The sequence below is a fragment of the Nocardioides marinisabuli genome (assembly GCF_013466785.1).
Lineage (GTDB): Bacteria > Actinomycetota > Actinomycetes > Propionibacteriales > Nocardioidaceae > Nocardioides > Nocardioides marinisabuli.
The window spans coordinates 3449538-3464734 of record NZ_CP059163.1; the positions used below are offsets into that span (position 1 = coordinate 3449538).

Genomic DNA, 15197 nt, shown 5'->3' on the forward strand with positions numbered 1-15197 from the left:
AAGACGCATGTCTGGACACTCCAAGTGGGCGACCACCAAGCACAAGAAGGCGATCGTCGACGCCAAGCGCGGCAAGATGTTCGCCAAGCTCGTCAAGAACGTCGAGGTCGCGGCCCGGATGGGCGGCGGTGACCCCACCGGCAACCCCACGCTCTACGACGCGATCCAGAAGGCCAAGAAGTCCTCGGTCCCCAACGACAACATCGACCGCGCGGTCAAGCGCGGCTCCGGCGCCGAGACCGGCGGCGCCGATTACCAGACGATCATGTACGAGGGCTACGGCCCCAGCGGCGTCGCGATGCTCATCGAGTGCCTCACCGACAACAAGAACCGGGCCGCTATGGAGGTCCGCACCGCGATGACCCGCAACGGCGGCTCGCTGGCCGACCCGGGCTCGGTCTCGTTCCTCTTCCACCGCAAGGGCGTCGTCGTGGTGGCCAAGGACCAGGAGGGCCGCACCGTCGCCGAGGACGACCTGCTCGAGGCCACCCTCGACGCCGGCGCCGAGGACGTCAACGACCTGGGGGAGTCCTTCGAGGTCGTCTCCGAGGCCACCGACCTGGTCGCCGTGCGCACCGCCCTGCAGGCCGCCGGCATCGACTACGACTCCGCCGAGGCGCAGTTCGTGCCCGACATGCAGGTGGCCCTCGACAAGGACGGCGCCGCCAAGATGTTCCGCCTCGTCGACGTCCTCGAGGACCTCGACGACGTGCAGAACCTCTACGCCAACTTCGACGTCCCCGACGTCGTGATGGCCGAGCTCGAGGACTCCGAGGACTGAGCACCCGGCCGAAGGCCGCGCGCCCCCGCGTGTCGTACGACGAGCGGCCGGGCCGGTCGCGTACCGTCGAGCCGTGCGAACAGACGTTCGACGGAGAGGTGGACCGATGCGCGTGCTGGGGATCGACCCCGGGCTGACCCGCTGCGGGATGGGCGTGGTCGACGGCTCGGTCGGGCGTCCGCTGAGCCTGGTCGACGTCAACGTGCTGCGCACCAGCAGCGACCTGCCGGTGGCCCAGCGGCTGGTGACCATCGAGAAGGGTGTCGAGGCCTGGATCGAGGAGCACCGGCCCGACGCGGTGGCCGTCGAGCGGGTCTTCGCCCGCTCCGACGTCTCGACCGTGATGGGCACCGCCCAGGCCAGCGGCATCGCCATGGTGGTCGCCGCACGCCGGGGGCTGCCGATCGCGCTGCACACCCCCAGCGAGGTCAAGGCCGCCGTCTCCGGCAGCGGCCGGGCCACCAAGCAGCAGGTGGGGGCGATGGTGACCCGCATCCTGCGCCTCGACGCCCCGCCCAAGCCCGCCGACGCCGCCGATGCGCTGGCGCTGGCCATCACCCACATCTGGCGCGGCGGCGCCCAGGCCCGCCTCGAGCAGGCCGTGGCCCGCCAGACCCGAGCCGTCCCTGCCCGCGCCGTCCCCGCCCGCGCCGTCCCCAGGAGGACCCCGTGATCGCCTACGTCCGAGGCCCCGTGGCCGCGGTGACCCTCAACAGCGCCGTGCTCGAGGTCGGCGGCGTCGGCCTCGAGCTGATGTGCACCCCCGGCACCCTGGCCACGCTCTCGCCCAAGATCGGCACCGGCCAGCAGGCCACCCTGCCGACCTCGATGGTGGTGCGCGAGGAGTCGCTGACCCTCTTCGGCTTCCTCGACGACGACGAGAAGGCCTGCTTCGAGCTGCTGCAGACCGCCTCCGGGGTGGGGCCCAAGCTGGCGCAGGCGATGCTCGCGGTGCTCGCCCCCGACGACCTGCGCCGCGCCGTGGGCGCCGAGGACGTCAAGACCCTGACCCGGGTGCCCGGCATCGGCCAGAAGGGCGCCCAGCGGATCATCCTCGAGCTCAAGGACCGCCTCGGTGCGCCGGTCGGCACTCGCGGGACCGCGGCCCCGGCGGCCAGCGCCGAGCCCTGGCGCGACCAGGTCCACCAGGGCCTCGTCGGGCTCGGCTGGTCGGCCAAGGACGCCGACCGCGCGGTCGACGAGGTGGCGCCCGAGGCGGGGCAGAGCCCCGACGTCGCGACCCTGCTGCGCTCGGCCCTGCGCATGCTCTCGAAGGCCTGATCGCTCGTGCACGAGGACCCCTACGACGAGTACGCCGCCGCGGAGGAGAGCCACCTGCGCTCCCTGACCGTGGCCGAGGCCGACGGCGACGAGCGCGCCGTCGAGGCGGCGCTGCGCCCGCGCACCCTCGACGAGGTCGTGGGCCAGCAGCGGGTGCGCGACCAGCTCGGGCTGGTGCTGGAGGCCGCGCGGATGCGCGAGCGCGCCCCCGACCACGTGCTGCTCTCGGGCCCTCCGGGCCTGGGCAAGACGACCCTGGCGATGATCATCGCCCACGAGATGAGCGTGCCGCTGCGCCTGACCAGCGGCCCGGCCATCACCCACGCCGGCGACCTGGCGGCGATCCTGTCGGGGCTCAACGAGGGCGACGTGCTCTTCATCGACGAGATCCACCGGATGTCGCGCCCCGCCGAGGAGATGCTCTACATGGCGATGGAGGACTTCCGGGTCGACGTCGTCATCGGCAAGGGCCCCGGCGCCACTGCCATCCCGCTCGAGATCCCGCCCTTCACCCTCGTCGGCGCCACCACCCGCGCCGGGCTGCTGCCGGGTCCGCTGCGCGACCGCTTCGGCTTCACCGCGCAGCTGGAGTTCTACGAGCCCCGCGACCTCGACACGATCGTGCACCGCTCGGCGGGGCTGCTCGGCGTCGAGCTGACAAGCGAGGGCTCGGCCCAGATCGCGTCCCGCTCCCGCGGCACCCCGCGCATCGCCAACCGGCTGCTGCGCCGGGTGCGCGACTACGCCCAGGTGCGCGCCGGGGGCGTGGTGACCCTCGAGGTCGCCGAGGCCGCGCTCGACCTGTACGAGGTCGACGCGCTGGGCCTCGACCGGCTCGACCGCGGGGTCATCGACGTGCTGTGCCGACGCTTCGGCGGCGGTCCCGTCGGGGTCTCCACCCTGGCGGTCGCCGTGGGCGAGGAGCGCGAGACCGTCGAGGAGGTCGCCGAGCCGTTCCTCGTGCGCATCGGCTTCCTGGCCCGTACGCCGCGTGGCCGGGTGGCCACCCCGGCCGCCTGGACCCACCTGGGCCTGGCCCCGCCGGCGGGCGGCGAGGAGACCCTCTTCGGCTCCGACGCCGACTGAGCGGCGCCCGGCAGGGCGGCGATGCCGTGGGCCACACCCCCGCGGCTACACTTTCGCGCGGCCGTCCCCGGGCCCGAGCCCGGCGGTCACCCCTGTCGTCGTACGTGGAGAGGTCCTTCGTGGAGGCCATCGCCCCCTTCCTGCCCCTGCTGGGCATCGCGTTCGTGTTCTGGCTGCTGATCATCCGTCCGCAGTCACGGCGCAACCGCGAGCTCATCTCGATGCAGCAGTCCATCGCCGTGGGTGACGAGGTCATGCTGACCTCGGGCATCCAGGGCACCGTGCGCGGCCTCGCCGACGACACCTTCGAGCTCGAGGTCAGCCCCGGCGTGGTGCTGCGCGTCGCGCGCGGCGCCGTCGGCCGCATCGTCTCCCGCGTCGACGAGCCGGCCGACCCCGCCGGTCCCGAGGAGCTCTGAGGTGGCCCGACGCCCCTCCAACCCCGGGCGCACCCTGGTCGCCTTCTTCGCCTCGGTCGCCGTGCTCTTCGGCCTGGTGGCCCTGGCCGGCAGCTGGACGCCCCAGCTCGGCCTGGACCTGCAGGGCGGCACCAGCATCACGCTGCGCGCCGAGGGCGACCCGACCGACGAGTCGCTCGAGGAGGCCCGCAAGATCATCGACGACCGCGTCAACGGCTCGGGCGTCGCCGAGGCCGAGGTGACCACGCAGGGCGGCAAGGACATCGTGGTGGAGGTCCCCGGCGAGAACCGCCGCGACCTGCTCGACACCGTCCAGCGCACCGCCCAGCTGCGCTTCCGCCTGGTGGCCTGCTCGCAGGTCGACGGACGCTGCCAGAGCACCACCGGGCTGCCCGAGCAGATCATCCCCGAGGCGCCCACCACGAACGGCGGCGGCAACGGGGCCGACGGCTCGAACGGGTCCGACGGCTCCGAGGGCACCGACCAGCAGCAGGGCAACAACCGCCCCGCACTCGGCTTCGGCGTCAAGGCCGGCGGCGAGGGCGAGCAGCCCACCGAGGAGCCGACCGAGGAGCCCACCCAGCAGGGCGGCACCAAGAAGAACAACCAGGCCGACGTCTACGAGCAGTGCGTCACCGCCGCCGCCGACGACCCGCTGACCGACGAGCCGCTGCAGTGGGTCGACCAGCCCACCTCCGAGTGCGTCGCGGCCTTCGCGCAGTACCAGTGCCCCGCCGACGGCTCCGGCTCGCCGATGGCCGACGACCCCGAGACCCCGTTGGTGACCTGCGACGAGGACGGCGTGGCCTACCTGCTCTCGCCGGCCATGATCGAGGGCACCGAGCTCTCCGACGCCTCGTCGGCGATCCCGCAGGGCCAGGTCGCCTACGCCGTGCTGCTGTCCTTCGACGGTGGCGGCACCCGCACCTTCGCCGAGATCTCGCGCTCGCTCTTCGGCACCGAGAAGCAGTTCGCGATCGTGCTCGACGGCCAGGTGCTGTCCGCGCCGACCATGGACGGCGTCATCGTCGACGGCAACGCCCAGATCACCGGCGACTTCAACGAGGAGCGCGCCGCCAGCCTGGCCACCAGCCTGAAGTTCGGCGCGTTGCCGATCGCCTTCGAGGACGACCCGCTGACCCAGGTCGTGGGCCCCACCCTCGCCGGTGACCAGCTCTCCGCGGGCCTGCTGGCCGGCGGCATCGGCCTGGGCGTCGTGATGCTCTACTGCCTGCTCTACTACCGCGGGCTGGGCACCGTCGTCATCGCCTCGCTGGTGGTGGCCGGCGCCATCACCTACGGGATGGTGCTGCTGCTCAGCGAGACCGCCGGCTTCACGCTCACCCTGCCCGGCATCGCCGGGCTGATCGTGGCCGTCGGCATCACCGCCGACTCCTTCATCGTGCTCTTCGAGCGGATCCGCGACGAGATGCGCGACGGCAAGTCGATGCGGGTGGCCGTCGAGTCGGGCTGGAAGCGGGCCCGCAACACCGCGGTGGCCGCCGACGTCGTCTCGATCCTCGCCGCAGTGATCCTCTACATCTTCGCGGCCGGCGTCGTGAAGGGCTTCGCGTTCGCGCTGGGCCTGACCACGATCATCGACCTGGTGGTGTTCTTCTTCTTCACCAAGCCGGCCGTCTCGTGGCTGGCCCGCTTCCCGTTCTTCCACAGCGGTCACAAGCTCTCGGGCCTCAACCCCGAGACGCTCGGTGTCGACCGCGTCCCGGCAGGAGGGACCGCCTGATGGGCCGGTACTCACGACTCGGCAACGACCTCTACACCGGCAGGCGCTCCGTCGACTTCGTCGGCAAGAAGTGGCTCTGGTACGCCATCTCCGCGGTGCTGGTCGCCGTGGCGGTGCTCGGCCTCAGCGTGCGCGGCCTCGACCTCGGCATCGAGTTCACCGGCGGCACGCAGTACCGCGTCAGCCTCGGCACCGAGGCGACCCAGGAGCAGGCCGACGACCTGCGCTCGACCGTCGCCGACACCGGCGTCGAGGGCGCTGCCTCGCCCGTGGTCAGCACCCTGGGCGAGGACTCGCTGCTCGTCCAGACCGGCCAGCTCTCCCAGGAGGAGAGCACCGAGGTCGCCCGCGCGATCGTCGAGGCCACCGGCATCGACGCCGCCGCCGACCTCTCGCAGGAGGACATCGGGGCCAGCTGGGGCGCCGACGTGGCCCGCTCCTCGCTGATCGGTCTCGCGGTCTTCCTCTTCTTCGTGGTGCTCTTCATCTGGGCGTACTTCCGCGAGTGGAAGATGTCGGTGGCGGCGCTGGTCGCGCTGGCCCACGACGTGGTGATCACCGTCGGCGTCTACGCGCTCTCGGGCTTCGAGGTCACGCCCGCGACCGTCACCGGTCTGCTGACGATCCTGGCGTTCTCGCTCTACGACACCGTCGTGGTCTTCGACAAGGTCCGCGAGAACACCGCCGGGCTCGGCCGGGGCGGCACGACGTACGCCGCCGCCGCCAACCTGGCGGTCAACCAGACCCTGGTGCGCTCGATCAACACCTCGCTGGTCGCGCTGCTGCCCGTCGGGGCGATCCTCTACGTCGGCGCGATCCAGCTGGGTGCCAGCTCGCTGCAGGACCTGGCGCTCGCGCTGTTCGTCGGCATGGCCGCCGGCACCTACTCCTCGGTCTTCATCGCCACCCCGTTCCTGGTGGACCTGAAGGCGGGGGAGACCGAAGTCGTGATGGCCGAGCGCCGCGCCAAGGCGCGCGCCCGCCAGGGCGACCGGTACGCCGCGGTGCCGGGCTACTCCGAGGGCATGGCCGTCACCGACGAGTCGGGCACCCGACCCGCCCCGGGCGCCCCCGGCGCCCCGGTGCCGGCGACGGTGCCGGCCGAGCCGCGCACCGCGCCGCCGCGCGCCCAGGAGCCGATGGGCCGGGGCCGCACCCTGCCCCAGGCCCGTGGCGAGGTGCGCCGCAGCGGCGCCGCCGGGCGCCAGCAACCGAGCCGCCAGACCCGCTCGAAGCGCGGCAAGAAGTGAGCCTCGACGCGGCCCGCGAGGCGCTGGGCCGGCTGGTGCGCGACGTGCCCGACTACCCCGAGCCCGGGGTGGTCTTCAAGGACATCACGCCGCTGCTGGCCGACCACGACGGCCTCGCGGCCGTGGTGGCCGGGCTCGCGCACGCGGGCCGCGACGCCGACGGCCGCCCGGTCGTCGACGTGGTGGTGGGCATGGAGGCGCGCGGCTTCATCCTCGGCGCCCCGGTGGCGCTGGCCCTGGGCGCCGGCTTCGTGCCGGTGCGCAAGGCCGGCAAGCTGCCCCGCGAGACCCACGCGGTCTCCTACGACCTCGAGTACGGCTCGGCCACGCTGGAGATGCACACCGACGGTGTGCGCGCCGGCCACCGGGTGCTGCTGGTCGACGACGTGCTGGCCACCGGCGGCACGGCCCGCGCCACCGTCGACCTGGTCGAGCGCTGCGGCGCCGAGGTGGTGGGGGTCGCGGTGCTGATGGACCTGGCGTTCCTGCCCTGGCGCGAGGCGCTCGGCGAGGTCGCCGTCACGACGTTGATGAGCGTCGGCGCCGACGCCCCCGAGACCGAGTCCTAGACTGAGTGACGTGAGCCAGGACCGACCCGCCCCGACGCCCGAGGCGGGGTCGGAGCGCGCCCACGACGCCGTACCGGCCTCCGCTCGCAGCATGCGCGCCCGCCTGGCCCGGATGGGCCACCGCGGGCAGGGCGCCAACCCGGTCCTGGAGCCGCTGTTCCGCGCCGTGCGCGCCAACCACCCCAAGGCCGACCTGGCCCTGCTGGAGCGTGCCTACGTCACCGCCGAGCGGCTGCACGGCACCCAGATGCGCAAGAGCGGCGACCCCTACATCACGCACCCGCTGGCGGTCACCACGATCCTGGCCGGCATCGGCATGACCGAGCCGACCCTGGCGGCCGCGCTGCTGCACGACACCGTCGAGGACACGCCGTACACGCTCGAGGAGCTGACGGCCGACTTCGGCGAGGAGGTGGCGCTGCTGGTCGACGGGGTGACCAAGCTCGACAAGGTCGTCTACGGCGACTCCGCGCAGGCCGAGACGATCCGCAAGATGATCGTCGCGATGTCGCGCGACATCCGGGTGCTGGTCATCAAGCTCGCCGACCGGCTGCACAACATGCGCACCCTGCGGTTCGTGCCGCAGAAGAGCCAGGAGCGCACGGCGCGCGAGACCCTCGACATCTACGCCCCGCTGGCCCACCGGCTGGGCATGAACACCATCAAGTGGGAGCTGGAGGACCTCGCGTTCGCCACCCTGCACCCCAAGATCTACGACGAGATCGTGCGGATGGTCGCCGAGCGGGCGCCCTCGCGCGAGCAGTTCATGGCCCAGGTCATCAGCCAGGTCGAGACCGACCTGCGCGAGGCACGGATCAAGGCCAAGGTCACCGGCCGGCCCAAGCACTACTACTCGATCTACCAGAAGATGATCGTGGGCGGTCGGGAGTTCTCCGACATCTACGACCTGGTCGGCATCCGGGTGCTGGTCGAGGAGGACCGCGACTGCTACGCGGTGCTCGGCATCCTGCACTCGCGGTGGAACCCGGTCCTGGGCCGGTTCAAGGACTACGTCGCGATGCCGAAGTTCAACATGTACCAGTCGCTGCACACCACGGTGATGGGCCCGCAGGGCAAGCCGGTGGAGATGCAGATCCGCACCTTCGCCCAGCACCGCCGCGCCGAGTACGGCGTCGCCGCGCACTGGAAGTACAAGGAGAACGGCCGCACCGGCGTCGACACCGAGAAGCGCGCCGACCTCGACGACATGTCGTGGGTGCGCCAGCTGCTCGACTGGCAGAGCGAGGTCGAGGACCCGGGGGAGTTCCTGGAGTCGCTGCGCTTCGAGATCAACCGCGCCGAGACCTACGTCTTCACCCCGCGCGGCGACGTGATCGCGCTGCCCTCGGGCTCGACCCCGGTCGACTTCGCCTACGCCGTGCACACCGAGGTCGGCCACCACACCATCGGCGCCCGCGTCAACGGGCGCCTGGTGCCGCTGGAGTCGAAGCTCGAGAACGGCGACGTGATCGAGGTCTTCACCTCCAAGTCGGTCAACGCCGGCCCCTCGCGCGACTGGCTGGGCTTCGTGAAGTCCCCGCGCGCCCGCTCCAAGATCCGCCAGTGGTTCACCAAGGAGCGCCGCGAGGAGGCGATCGAGCAGGGCAAGGAGCAGATCGCCAAGCTCATGCGCAAGGAGGGCCTGCCCCTCAAGCGGCTGCTCTCCCACGAGTCGCTCACCCTGGCCGCCGAGCACTTCAAGATCGCCGACGTCACCGCGCTCTACGCCGCGGTGGGGGAGAACAACCTCTCGGCGCAGGCCGTGGTCAAGCAGGTGCTCGACCTGCACGGCGGCGCGCAGGGTGCCGAGGAGGACCTCGCCGAGGCCGTCACCATCACCGGCCGGCGCGCGCACCGTCGTACGTCGGGCGGCGGCGACGCCGGCGTGGTCGTCAAGGGCGCCTCGGACCTGTGGGTCAAGCTGGCCAAGTGCTGCACACCGGTGCCGCCCGACCCGATCCTGGGATTCGTGACCAAGGGCGGCGGGGTCTCGGTGCACCGCCAGGACTGCACCAACGCCCGCTCGCTGCAGTCCCAGCCCGAGAAGCTCCTCGAGGTCGAGTGGGCGCCCACCACCACCTCGACCTTCCTGGTCAACATCCAGGTCGAGGCGCTCGACCGGGCCCGGCTGCTTTCCGACATCACCATGGCGCTCTCCGACGCCCACGTGAACATCCTCTCGGCGCAGCTGGCCACCAGCCGCGACCGGGTGGCCAAGAGCCGCTTCACCTTCGAGATGGCCGAGACCAAGCACCTCGACACCGTGCTGCGCGCCGTGAGAGGCGTCCCCGGCGTCTTCGACGCCTACCGCGTCACCCAGTAGCGCCCGCGCACCGTCGGTCGAGCAGCGAGGAGCGCCAGCGACGAGCGTCGTCGAGACCCGGTGACGTGCCCGGTTGCAGTACGCCGTGGAGTCACGGGGTCTCGGCGACGCTCGAACCTTCGGCCCTCGCTGCTCGACCAACGGGGAGGGCGCTCGCTGCTCGACCTGCGGCGGTGGTGCGCCGAGCCGGCTGGTTCGAACGGGCCAGCTCGTGGGTCGTTGGTCGAGCAGTGAGGAGCGCCAGCGACGAGCGTCGTCGAGGCCCGGTGACGTGCCCGGTTGCGGTACGCCGTGGAGTCACGGGGTCTCGGCGACGCTCGAGCCTTCAGCCCTCGCTGCTCGACCAACGGGGCGGGTCCTCGCTGCTCGACCAACGGGGCCCGCCCTCGCTGCTCGACCAACGGGCGAGCCCGGTGGTGCGACCTACGGGGTGCTCAGCTCCCGTACTCGGCGGAGGCGCGGCGCGCCATCTCGAGGAAGGCGTGGCGCGAGGCGAGGTTCTCCTCGAGCTCGGCGACCTTTTTGTCGTTGCCGGCCGCACGCGCCTTCTCCAGGTCGGCCTCGACGTCGTCGATCGCGGCCTGGAGCTTGGCGACCATGTCGTCGGCACGGGCCGACTTCTCGGGGTCGGAGCGGCGCCACTGCTCGTCCTCGTGGCCGCGGATGGTCTGCTCGACCTTGCGGATGCGGGCCTCGAGCTCCTTCATCCGCGAGCGGGGGACCTTGCCGGCCGCGTCCCAGCGGTCGGCGATGTCGCGGAAGGCGCGCTTGGCGGCCTCGATGTCGCCGCTCTCCTCGAGGGCCGGCAGCAGGGCCTCGGCCTCGACGAGCAGGGCGTCCTTGACGACGGCGTTGGCGGCGAACTCCTCGTCGAGCGCGGCGTTGGCGGCGTCGCGGGCACCGAAGAACCGGTCCTGCGCGCCCCGGAACCGCTTCCACAGCTTGTCGTCGATGTCCTTGGGGGCCGGGCCGGCGGCCTTCCAGTCGCGCATGAGGTCGCGGTAGCGGCCCGCGGTGGGGCCCCAGTCGGTGGAGTCGGCGAGGGCCTCGGCCTCGGCGGCCAGGCGCTCCTTGACCGCCTTGGCGCCCTCGCGCTGCTCGCTGAGCTGGGCGAAGTGGGCCTTGCGGCGGCGGGTGTAGCCGGTGCGGGCGGTGGAGAAGCGGCGCCACAGCGCGTCGTCGGAGGCGCGGTCGATGCGCGGGATCGCCTTCCACTGCTCCAGCAGGTCGCGCAGCCGGTTGGCGCCGTGGCGCCAGTCGTCGCCCTCAGCGAGCTTCTCGGCCTGGGCGACCAGCTTCTCCTTGGCCTCGCGGGCCTCGGCGTTGCGCTTCTCCTTCTCGGCACGACGCGCGTCGCGCTGCGTGGCCAGGATCGGCGCGAGCGCGTCGAGGCGCGCCTCGAGGCCGGCGAGGTCGCCGACGGCGTTGGCGTCGTGGACCTGGGCGCGCACGGTGCGCACCGACTCGGCCGCCTCCTCGGGCGACATGACCCCGGAGTTCACCCGCTTCTCGAGCAGCTCGACCTCGAAGGCCAGCGCTGCGAAGCGCTCGGTGAAGAAGGCGAGTGCCTCCTCGGGCGTGCCGGCGGGGTAGGACCCCACCGACCTCTCGCCGTCGGCGGTCCTGACGTAGACGGTCCCGTCGTCGGCGACGCGTCCCCACTGGTGGCTCGTCACAAAGATTCCCTGTGTCCTCGGTGCCCCGGTGCGAGAGGCAGGTGCAGATGTGAGGTCACATGCTAGTGGCGACGTCTGGGTTCGGCTCCGGGCGCCCCGGTCGATAGTGTGGCGCCGTGTTCATCGCCGGCTTCCCCGCAGGTCCCTGGGGCACCAACTGCTACGTCGTCGCCACCGGAGCGGGCTCCGAGTGCGTGGTGGTCGACCCCGGCAAGGACGCCGCCCAGGGCGTCGCCGAGGTGGTGCGCGAGCACCGCCTCAAGCCCGTCTCGGTGCTGGTCACCCACGGTCACGTCGACCACATGTGGTGCGTGGCCCCGGTCGCCGGCAGCTACGACGCCACGGCCTACATCCATCCCGCCGACCGGCACCTGCTGACCGACCCGATGGCCGGCATGTCGCGCGAGACCACCCAGATGCTGCTGGGCGGCTCCTACGAGTGGGCCGAGCCCGACGACGTGCGCGAGCTCTCCGACAGCCAGGAGCTCGAGCTGGCCGGGCTGCGCTTCGTGGTCGACCACGCGCCCGGGCACACCGAGGGCTCGGTCACCTTCCGCACGCCGTACGACGCCCAGGACGTCTCCGAGGTGATGTTCTCTGGCGACCTGCTCTTCGCGGGCTCGATCGGGCGCACCGACCTGCCGGGAGGCGACCACCCCACGATGCTGCGCAGCCTGGCCGCCAAGGTGCTGCCGCTGGCCGACGACATCGTGGTGCTGCCGGGCCACGGCGAGCAGACCTCCATCGGTCGCGAGCGCGCGACCAACCCGTACCTCCAGGACCTCTGAGGACCCATGAGCGCCAAGATCCGCCCGCTGAGCGGGTTCCCCGAGCTGCTGCCCGCGCAGCGCGTCGTCGAGCAGCAGGTCGTCGACACCCTGCGCCAGACCTTCGAGCTGCACGGCTTCGCCGGCATCGAGACCCGCGCCGTCGAGCCGCTCGACCAGCTGCTGCGCAAGGGTGACACCTCCAAGGAGGTCTACCTGCTGCGCCGGCTGCAGGAGGAGTCGCCGGAGGGCCACGCCGGCCTCGGCCTGCACTTCGACCTGACGGTGCCCTTCGCCCGCTACGTCCTGGAGAACGCGGGCCGGCTGGAGTTCCCCTTCCGGCGCTACCAGATCCAGAAGGTCTGGCGCGGCGAGCGGCCGCAGGAGGGCAGGTTCCGCGAGTTCACCCAGGCCGACATCGACATCGTCGGTCGCGACACGCTGGCCTTCCACCACGACGTCGAGGTGACGCGGGTGATGCTCGACGCCCTCTCGCGCATCGACCTCCTGCCCAGCCTGCGCCTGCAGGTCAACAACCGCAAGCTCATCCAGGGCTTCTACGCCGGGCTCGGCATCGCCGACACCGACGAGGTGATGCGCCTGGTCGACAAGCTCGACAAGCTGCCGGTCGAGCAGGTCCGCGCGCTGCTGGTCGACGAGGCCGGCGCGAGCGACGCCCAGGCCGAGCAGGTGCTGGCCCTGGCCACGATCCGCAGCGCCGACGCCTCCTTCGTCGACCGGGTGCGCGCGCTGGGCGTGGAGCACCCGCTGCTCGACGAGGGCCTCACCGAGCTCGCCGCCCTGGTGGCCGGCTGCGCCGACCTGGTCGACGACCGGGTCCGCATCGAGGCCGACCTGTCGATCGCCCGCGGGCTCGACTACTACACCGGCACCGTCTTCGAGACCCGCCTCGACGGCTACGAGTCGCTGGGCTCGATCTGCTCGGGCGGCCGGTACGACGCCCTGGCCAGCGACGGCCGCACCACCTACCCCGGCGTCGGCATCTCGCTGGGGCTGAGCCGGCTGGTGGTCACGCTGCTGGCCCGCACCGGGATGACCGCCGACCGCGCGGTGCCCAGCGCCGTGCTGGTCGCGGTCAACGACGAGGACAGCAGGTCCGAGTCCGACGCCATCGCCACCGCGCTGCGCGCCCACGGCGTGCCCTGCGAGGTGGCGGCCAGCGCCGCGAAGTTCGGCAAGCAGATCCGCTACGCCGAGCGCCGCGGCATCCCCTACGTCTGGTTCACCGGCGAGGCCGGTCACCAGGTCAAGGACATCCGCACGGGGGAGCAGGTGGCCGCTGACCCGGACACCTGGGCCCCGCCCCACGACGACCTCCGACCGAAGGTCGTCTCCCGCACAGATCAGGAGCAGAAGCAGTGATCCGCACCCATGACGCCGGCGCCCTCCGCGCCGAGCACGTCGGCCAGACCGTCACCCTCGCCGGGTGGGTGGCCCGGCGGCGCGATCACGGCGGGGTCGCCTTCCTCGACCTTCGCGAGGCCAGCGGTGTCGTCCAGGTCGTCGTGCGCGACGAGGCCGTGGCCCACCAGCTGCGCAACGAGTTCTGCATCAAGGTCACCGGTGAGGTCGGCCTGCGCCCCGAGGGCAACGCCAACGCCAACCTGCCGACCGGCGAGATCGAGGTCGTCACGACCGACCTCGAGGTGCTCAGCACCGCCGCACCGCTGCCGTTCCCGATCGACGAGCACGTCGAGGTGGGGGAGGAGGTGCGGCTCAAGCACCGCTACCTCGACCTGCGCCGCTCGGGCCCGGCCCACGCGCTGCGCCTGCGCAGCAAGGTCAACAAGGCCGCCCGCGACGTGCTGGACCGCCACGACTTCGTCGAGGTCGAGACCCCGACCCTGACCCGCAGCACCCCCGAGGGCGCCCGCGACTTCCTGGTGCCGGCCCGCCTGCACCCGGGCAGCTGGTACGCCCTGCCGCAGAGCCCCCAGCTGTTCAAGCAGCTGCTGATGGTCGGCGGCATGGAGCGCTACTACCAGATCGCGCGCTGCTACCGCGACGAGGACTTCCGCGCCGACCGCCAGCCCGAGTTCACCCAGCTCGACATCGAGATGTCCTTCGTGGAGCAGGAGGACGTCATCGAGCTGATGGAGGACGTGCTCTCGGCGATGTGGGCGCTCATCGACGTCGAGATCCCGCGCCCGATCCCGCGGATGACCTACGCCGACGCCATGGCCCGCTTCGGCTCCGACAAGCCCGACCTGCGGATGGGCCAGGAGCTCGTCGAGTGCACCGCCTACTTCGCCGAGACCCCGTTCCGGGTCTTCCAGGCCGAGTACGTCGGCGCGGTCGTGATGCCCGGTGGCGCCTCGCAGCCGCGCAAGCAGCTCGACGCGTGGCAGGAGTGGGCCAAGCAGCGCGGCGCGCGCGGGCTGGCCTACGTGCTGGTGGGCGAGGACGGCACGCTCGGCGGCCCGGTCGCCAAGAACCTCAGCGACGCCGAGAAGGAGGGCCTGGCGGCCCACGTGGGCGCCGAGCCGGGCGACTGCGTCTTCTTCGCGGCCGGTGCCACCAAGCCCAGCCGGGCCCTGCTGGGCGCTGCACGGCTGGAGATCGGCCGCCGCTGCGGGCTGATCGACGAGTCGGCCTTCGCCTTCACCTGGGTCGTCGACGCCCCGCTCTTCGAGCCGGCCAGCGACGCGGTCGCCAGCGGCGACGTCGCCGTGGGCGCCGGCGCGTGGACCGCGGTCCACCACGCCTTCACCAGCCCCCAGCCGGAGTTCATGGACTCCTTGGAGTCCGACCCCGGCGCGGCGCTGGCCTTCGCCTACGACATCGTCTGCAACGGCAGCGAGCTCGGCGGCGGGTCGATCCGTATCCACCGCGAGGACGTGCAGAAGCGCGTCTTCTCCGTGATGGGCATCGGCGAGGAGGAGGCGGCCGAGAAGTTCGGCTTCCTGCTCGACGCGTTCAAGTACGGCGCGCCGCCGCACGGCGGCATCGCCGTGGGCATGGACCGGATCTGCGCGATCCTGGCCGGGGCCGACTCCATCCGCGACGTCATCGCCTTCCCCAAGTCCGGTGGCGGCTTCGACCCGCTGACGGCCGCACCCGCGCCGATCACGCCCGAGCAGCGCGCCGAGGCCGGCGTCGACGCCGAGCCCGAGCCCGAGGACGAGGAGTCGGAGGCGGGGGAGCCCGCCACCGCGCAGGCCTGAGCCTCCTAGGACAACTCCTTGACGACCCCCCTGCGCCACGGGCGCAGGGGGGTCGCTGCGTCTCGAGGCCCGAGACCAGATCGTTACTCCCGAGTGACCGACGACGCGTCGCGGGT

13 protein-coding genes are annotated in these 15197 nt (G+C 72.3%); 12 read left to right on the forward strand and 1 reads right to left on the reverse strand.

Features of this window, described 5'->3' with window-relative positions:
* Positions 1–7: 7 nt before the first annotated feature.
* The 9 genes from H0S66_RS16555 to H0S66_RS16595 all read left to right on the forward strand — a co-directional run bounded on the left by H0S66_RS16555 (position 8) and on the right by H0S66_RS16595 (position 9453).
* Positions 8–781 carry a YebC/PmpR family DNA-binding transcriptional regulator gene (locus H0S66_RS16555; protein ID WP_179616347.1) on the forward strand — a complete coding sequence of 258 codons (774 nt, stop codon included), beginning with the start codon at positions 8–10 and terminating at the stop codon, positions 779–781.
* Positions 782–896: 115 nt separating this feature from the next.
* Entirely contained in the window at positions 897–1454 is a 558-nt protein-coding gene (ruvC, locus tag H0S66_RS16560; protein ID WP_218877213.1) for a crossover junction endodeoxyribonuclease RuvC, read from the forward strand.
* Positions 1451–2062 (forward strand): Holliday junction branch migration protein RuvA, encoded by a 612-nt coding sequence (ruvA, locus tag H0S66_RS16565; RefSeq protein ID WP_179616349.1) that lies wholly within the window; start codon positions 1451–1453, stop codon positions 2060–2062. The genes ruvC and ruvA overlap by 4 nt, the downstream gene beginning before the upstream one ends.
* 54 nt (positions 2063–2116) lie before the next feature.
* Positions 2117–3148, forward strand: a complete 1032-nt coding sequence (ruvB, locus tag H0S66_RS16570; RefSeq protein WP_218877215.1) for a Holliday junction branch migration DNA helicase RuvB — start codon at positions 2117–2119, stop codon at positions 3146–3148.
* A gap of 119 nt (positions 3149–3267) precedes the next feature.
* The gene (gene yajC / locus H0S66_RS16575) at positions 3268–3567 is read left to right on the forward strand and encodes a preprotein translocase subunit YajC (protein WP_179616351.1); all 300 of its coding nucleotides are present in this window, start codon (positions 3268–3270) and stop codon (positions 3565–3567) included.
* 1 nt (position 3568) lies between these two features.
* A complete protein-coding gene (gene secD, locus H0S66_RS16580) occupies positions 3569–5311 on the forward strand; it encodes a protein translocase subunit SecD (RefSeq protein WP_179616352.1) in 1743 nt (580 codons plus the stop codon).
* Positions 5311–6561, forward strand: coding sequence for a protein translocase subunit SecF (gene secF, locus H0S66_RS16585; protein ID WP_179616353.1), 1251 nt, complete (start codon positions 5311–5313; stop codon positions 6559–6561). Before secD ends, secF begins: the two co-directional genes overlap by 1 nt.
* Positions 6558–7130, forward strand: coding sequence for an adenine phosphoribosyltransferase (locus tag H0S66_RS16590; protein WP_179616354.1), 573 nt, complete (start codon positions 6558–6560; stop codon positions 7128–7130). The genes secF and H0S66_RS16590 overlap by 4 nt, the downstream gene beginning before the upstream one ends.
* Positions 7131–7221: 91 nt before the next feature.
* Complete coding sequence (locus tag H0S66_RS16595; RefSeq protein ID WP_179617472.1) at positions 7222–9453, forward strand: RelA/SpoT family protein; 2232 nt, start codon at positions 7222–7224, stop codon at positions 9451–9453.
* Between the two features lie 434 nt (positions 9454–9887).
* Here H0S66_RS16595 and H0S66_RS16600 read toward each other — a convergent pair whose 3' ends face one another.
* A complete protein-coding gene (locus H0S66_RS16600) occupies positions 9888–11129 on the reverse strand; it encodes a DUF349 domain-containing protein (RefSeq protein WP_179616355.1) in 1242 nt (413 codons plus the stop codon).
* Positions 11130–11245: 116 nt separating this feature from the next.
* Here H0S66_RS16600 and H0S66_RS16605 point away from each other — a divergent pair, with 116 nt between their 5' ends.
* From H0S66_RS16605 to aspS, 3 genes are read left to right on the forward strand one after another with little or no spacing between them, the layout of a single operon-like run.
* Positions 11246–11917, forward strand: a complete 672-nt coding sequence (locus H0S66_RS16605; protein WP_179616356.1) for an MBL fold metallo-hydrolase — start codon at positions 11246–11248, stop codon at positions 11915–11917.
* A 6-nt stretch (positions 11918–11923) separates the two neighbouring features.
* On the forward strand, positions 11924–13279 hold the full coding sequence (gene hisS / locus H0S66_RS16610) for a histidine--tRNA ligase (RefSeq protein ID WP_179616357.1): 1356 nt from the start codon (positions 11924–11926) through the stop codon (positions 13277–13279).
* Positions 13276–15081, forward strand: coding sequence for an aspartate--tRNA ligase (gene aspS, locus H0S66_RS16615; RefSeq protein WP_179616358.1), 1806 nt, complete (start codon positions 13276–13278; stop codon positions 15079–15081). Before hisS ends, aspS begins: the two co-directional genes overlap by 4 nt.
* Positions 15082–15197 lie beyond the last annotated feature (116 nt).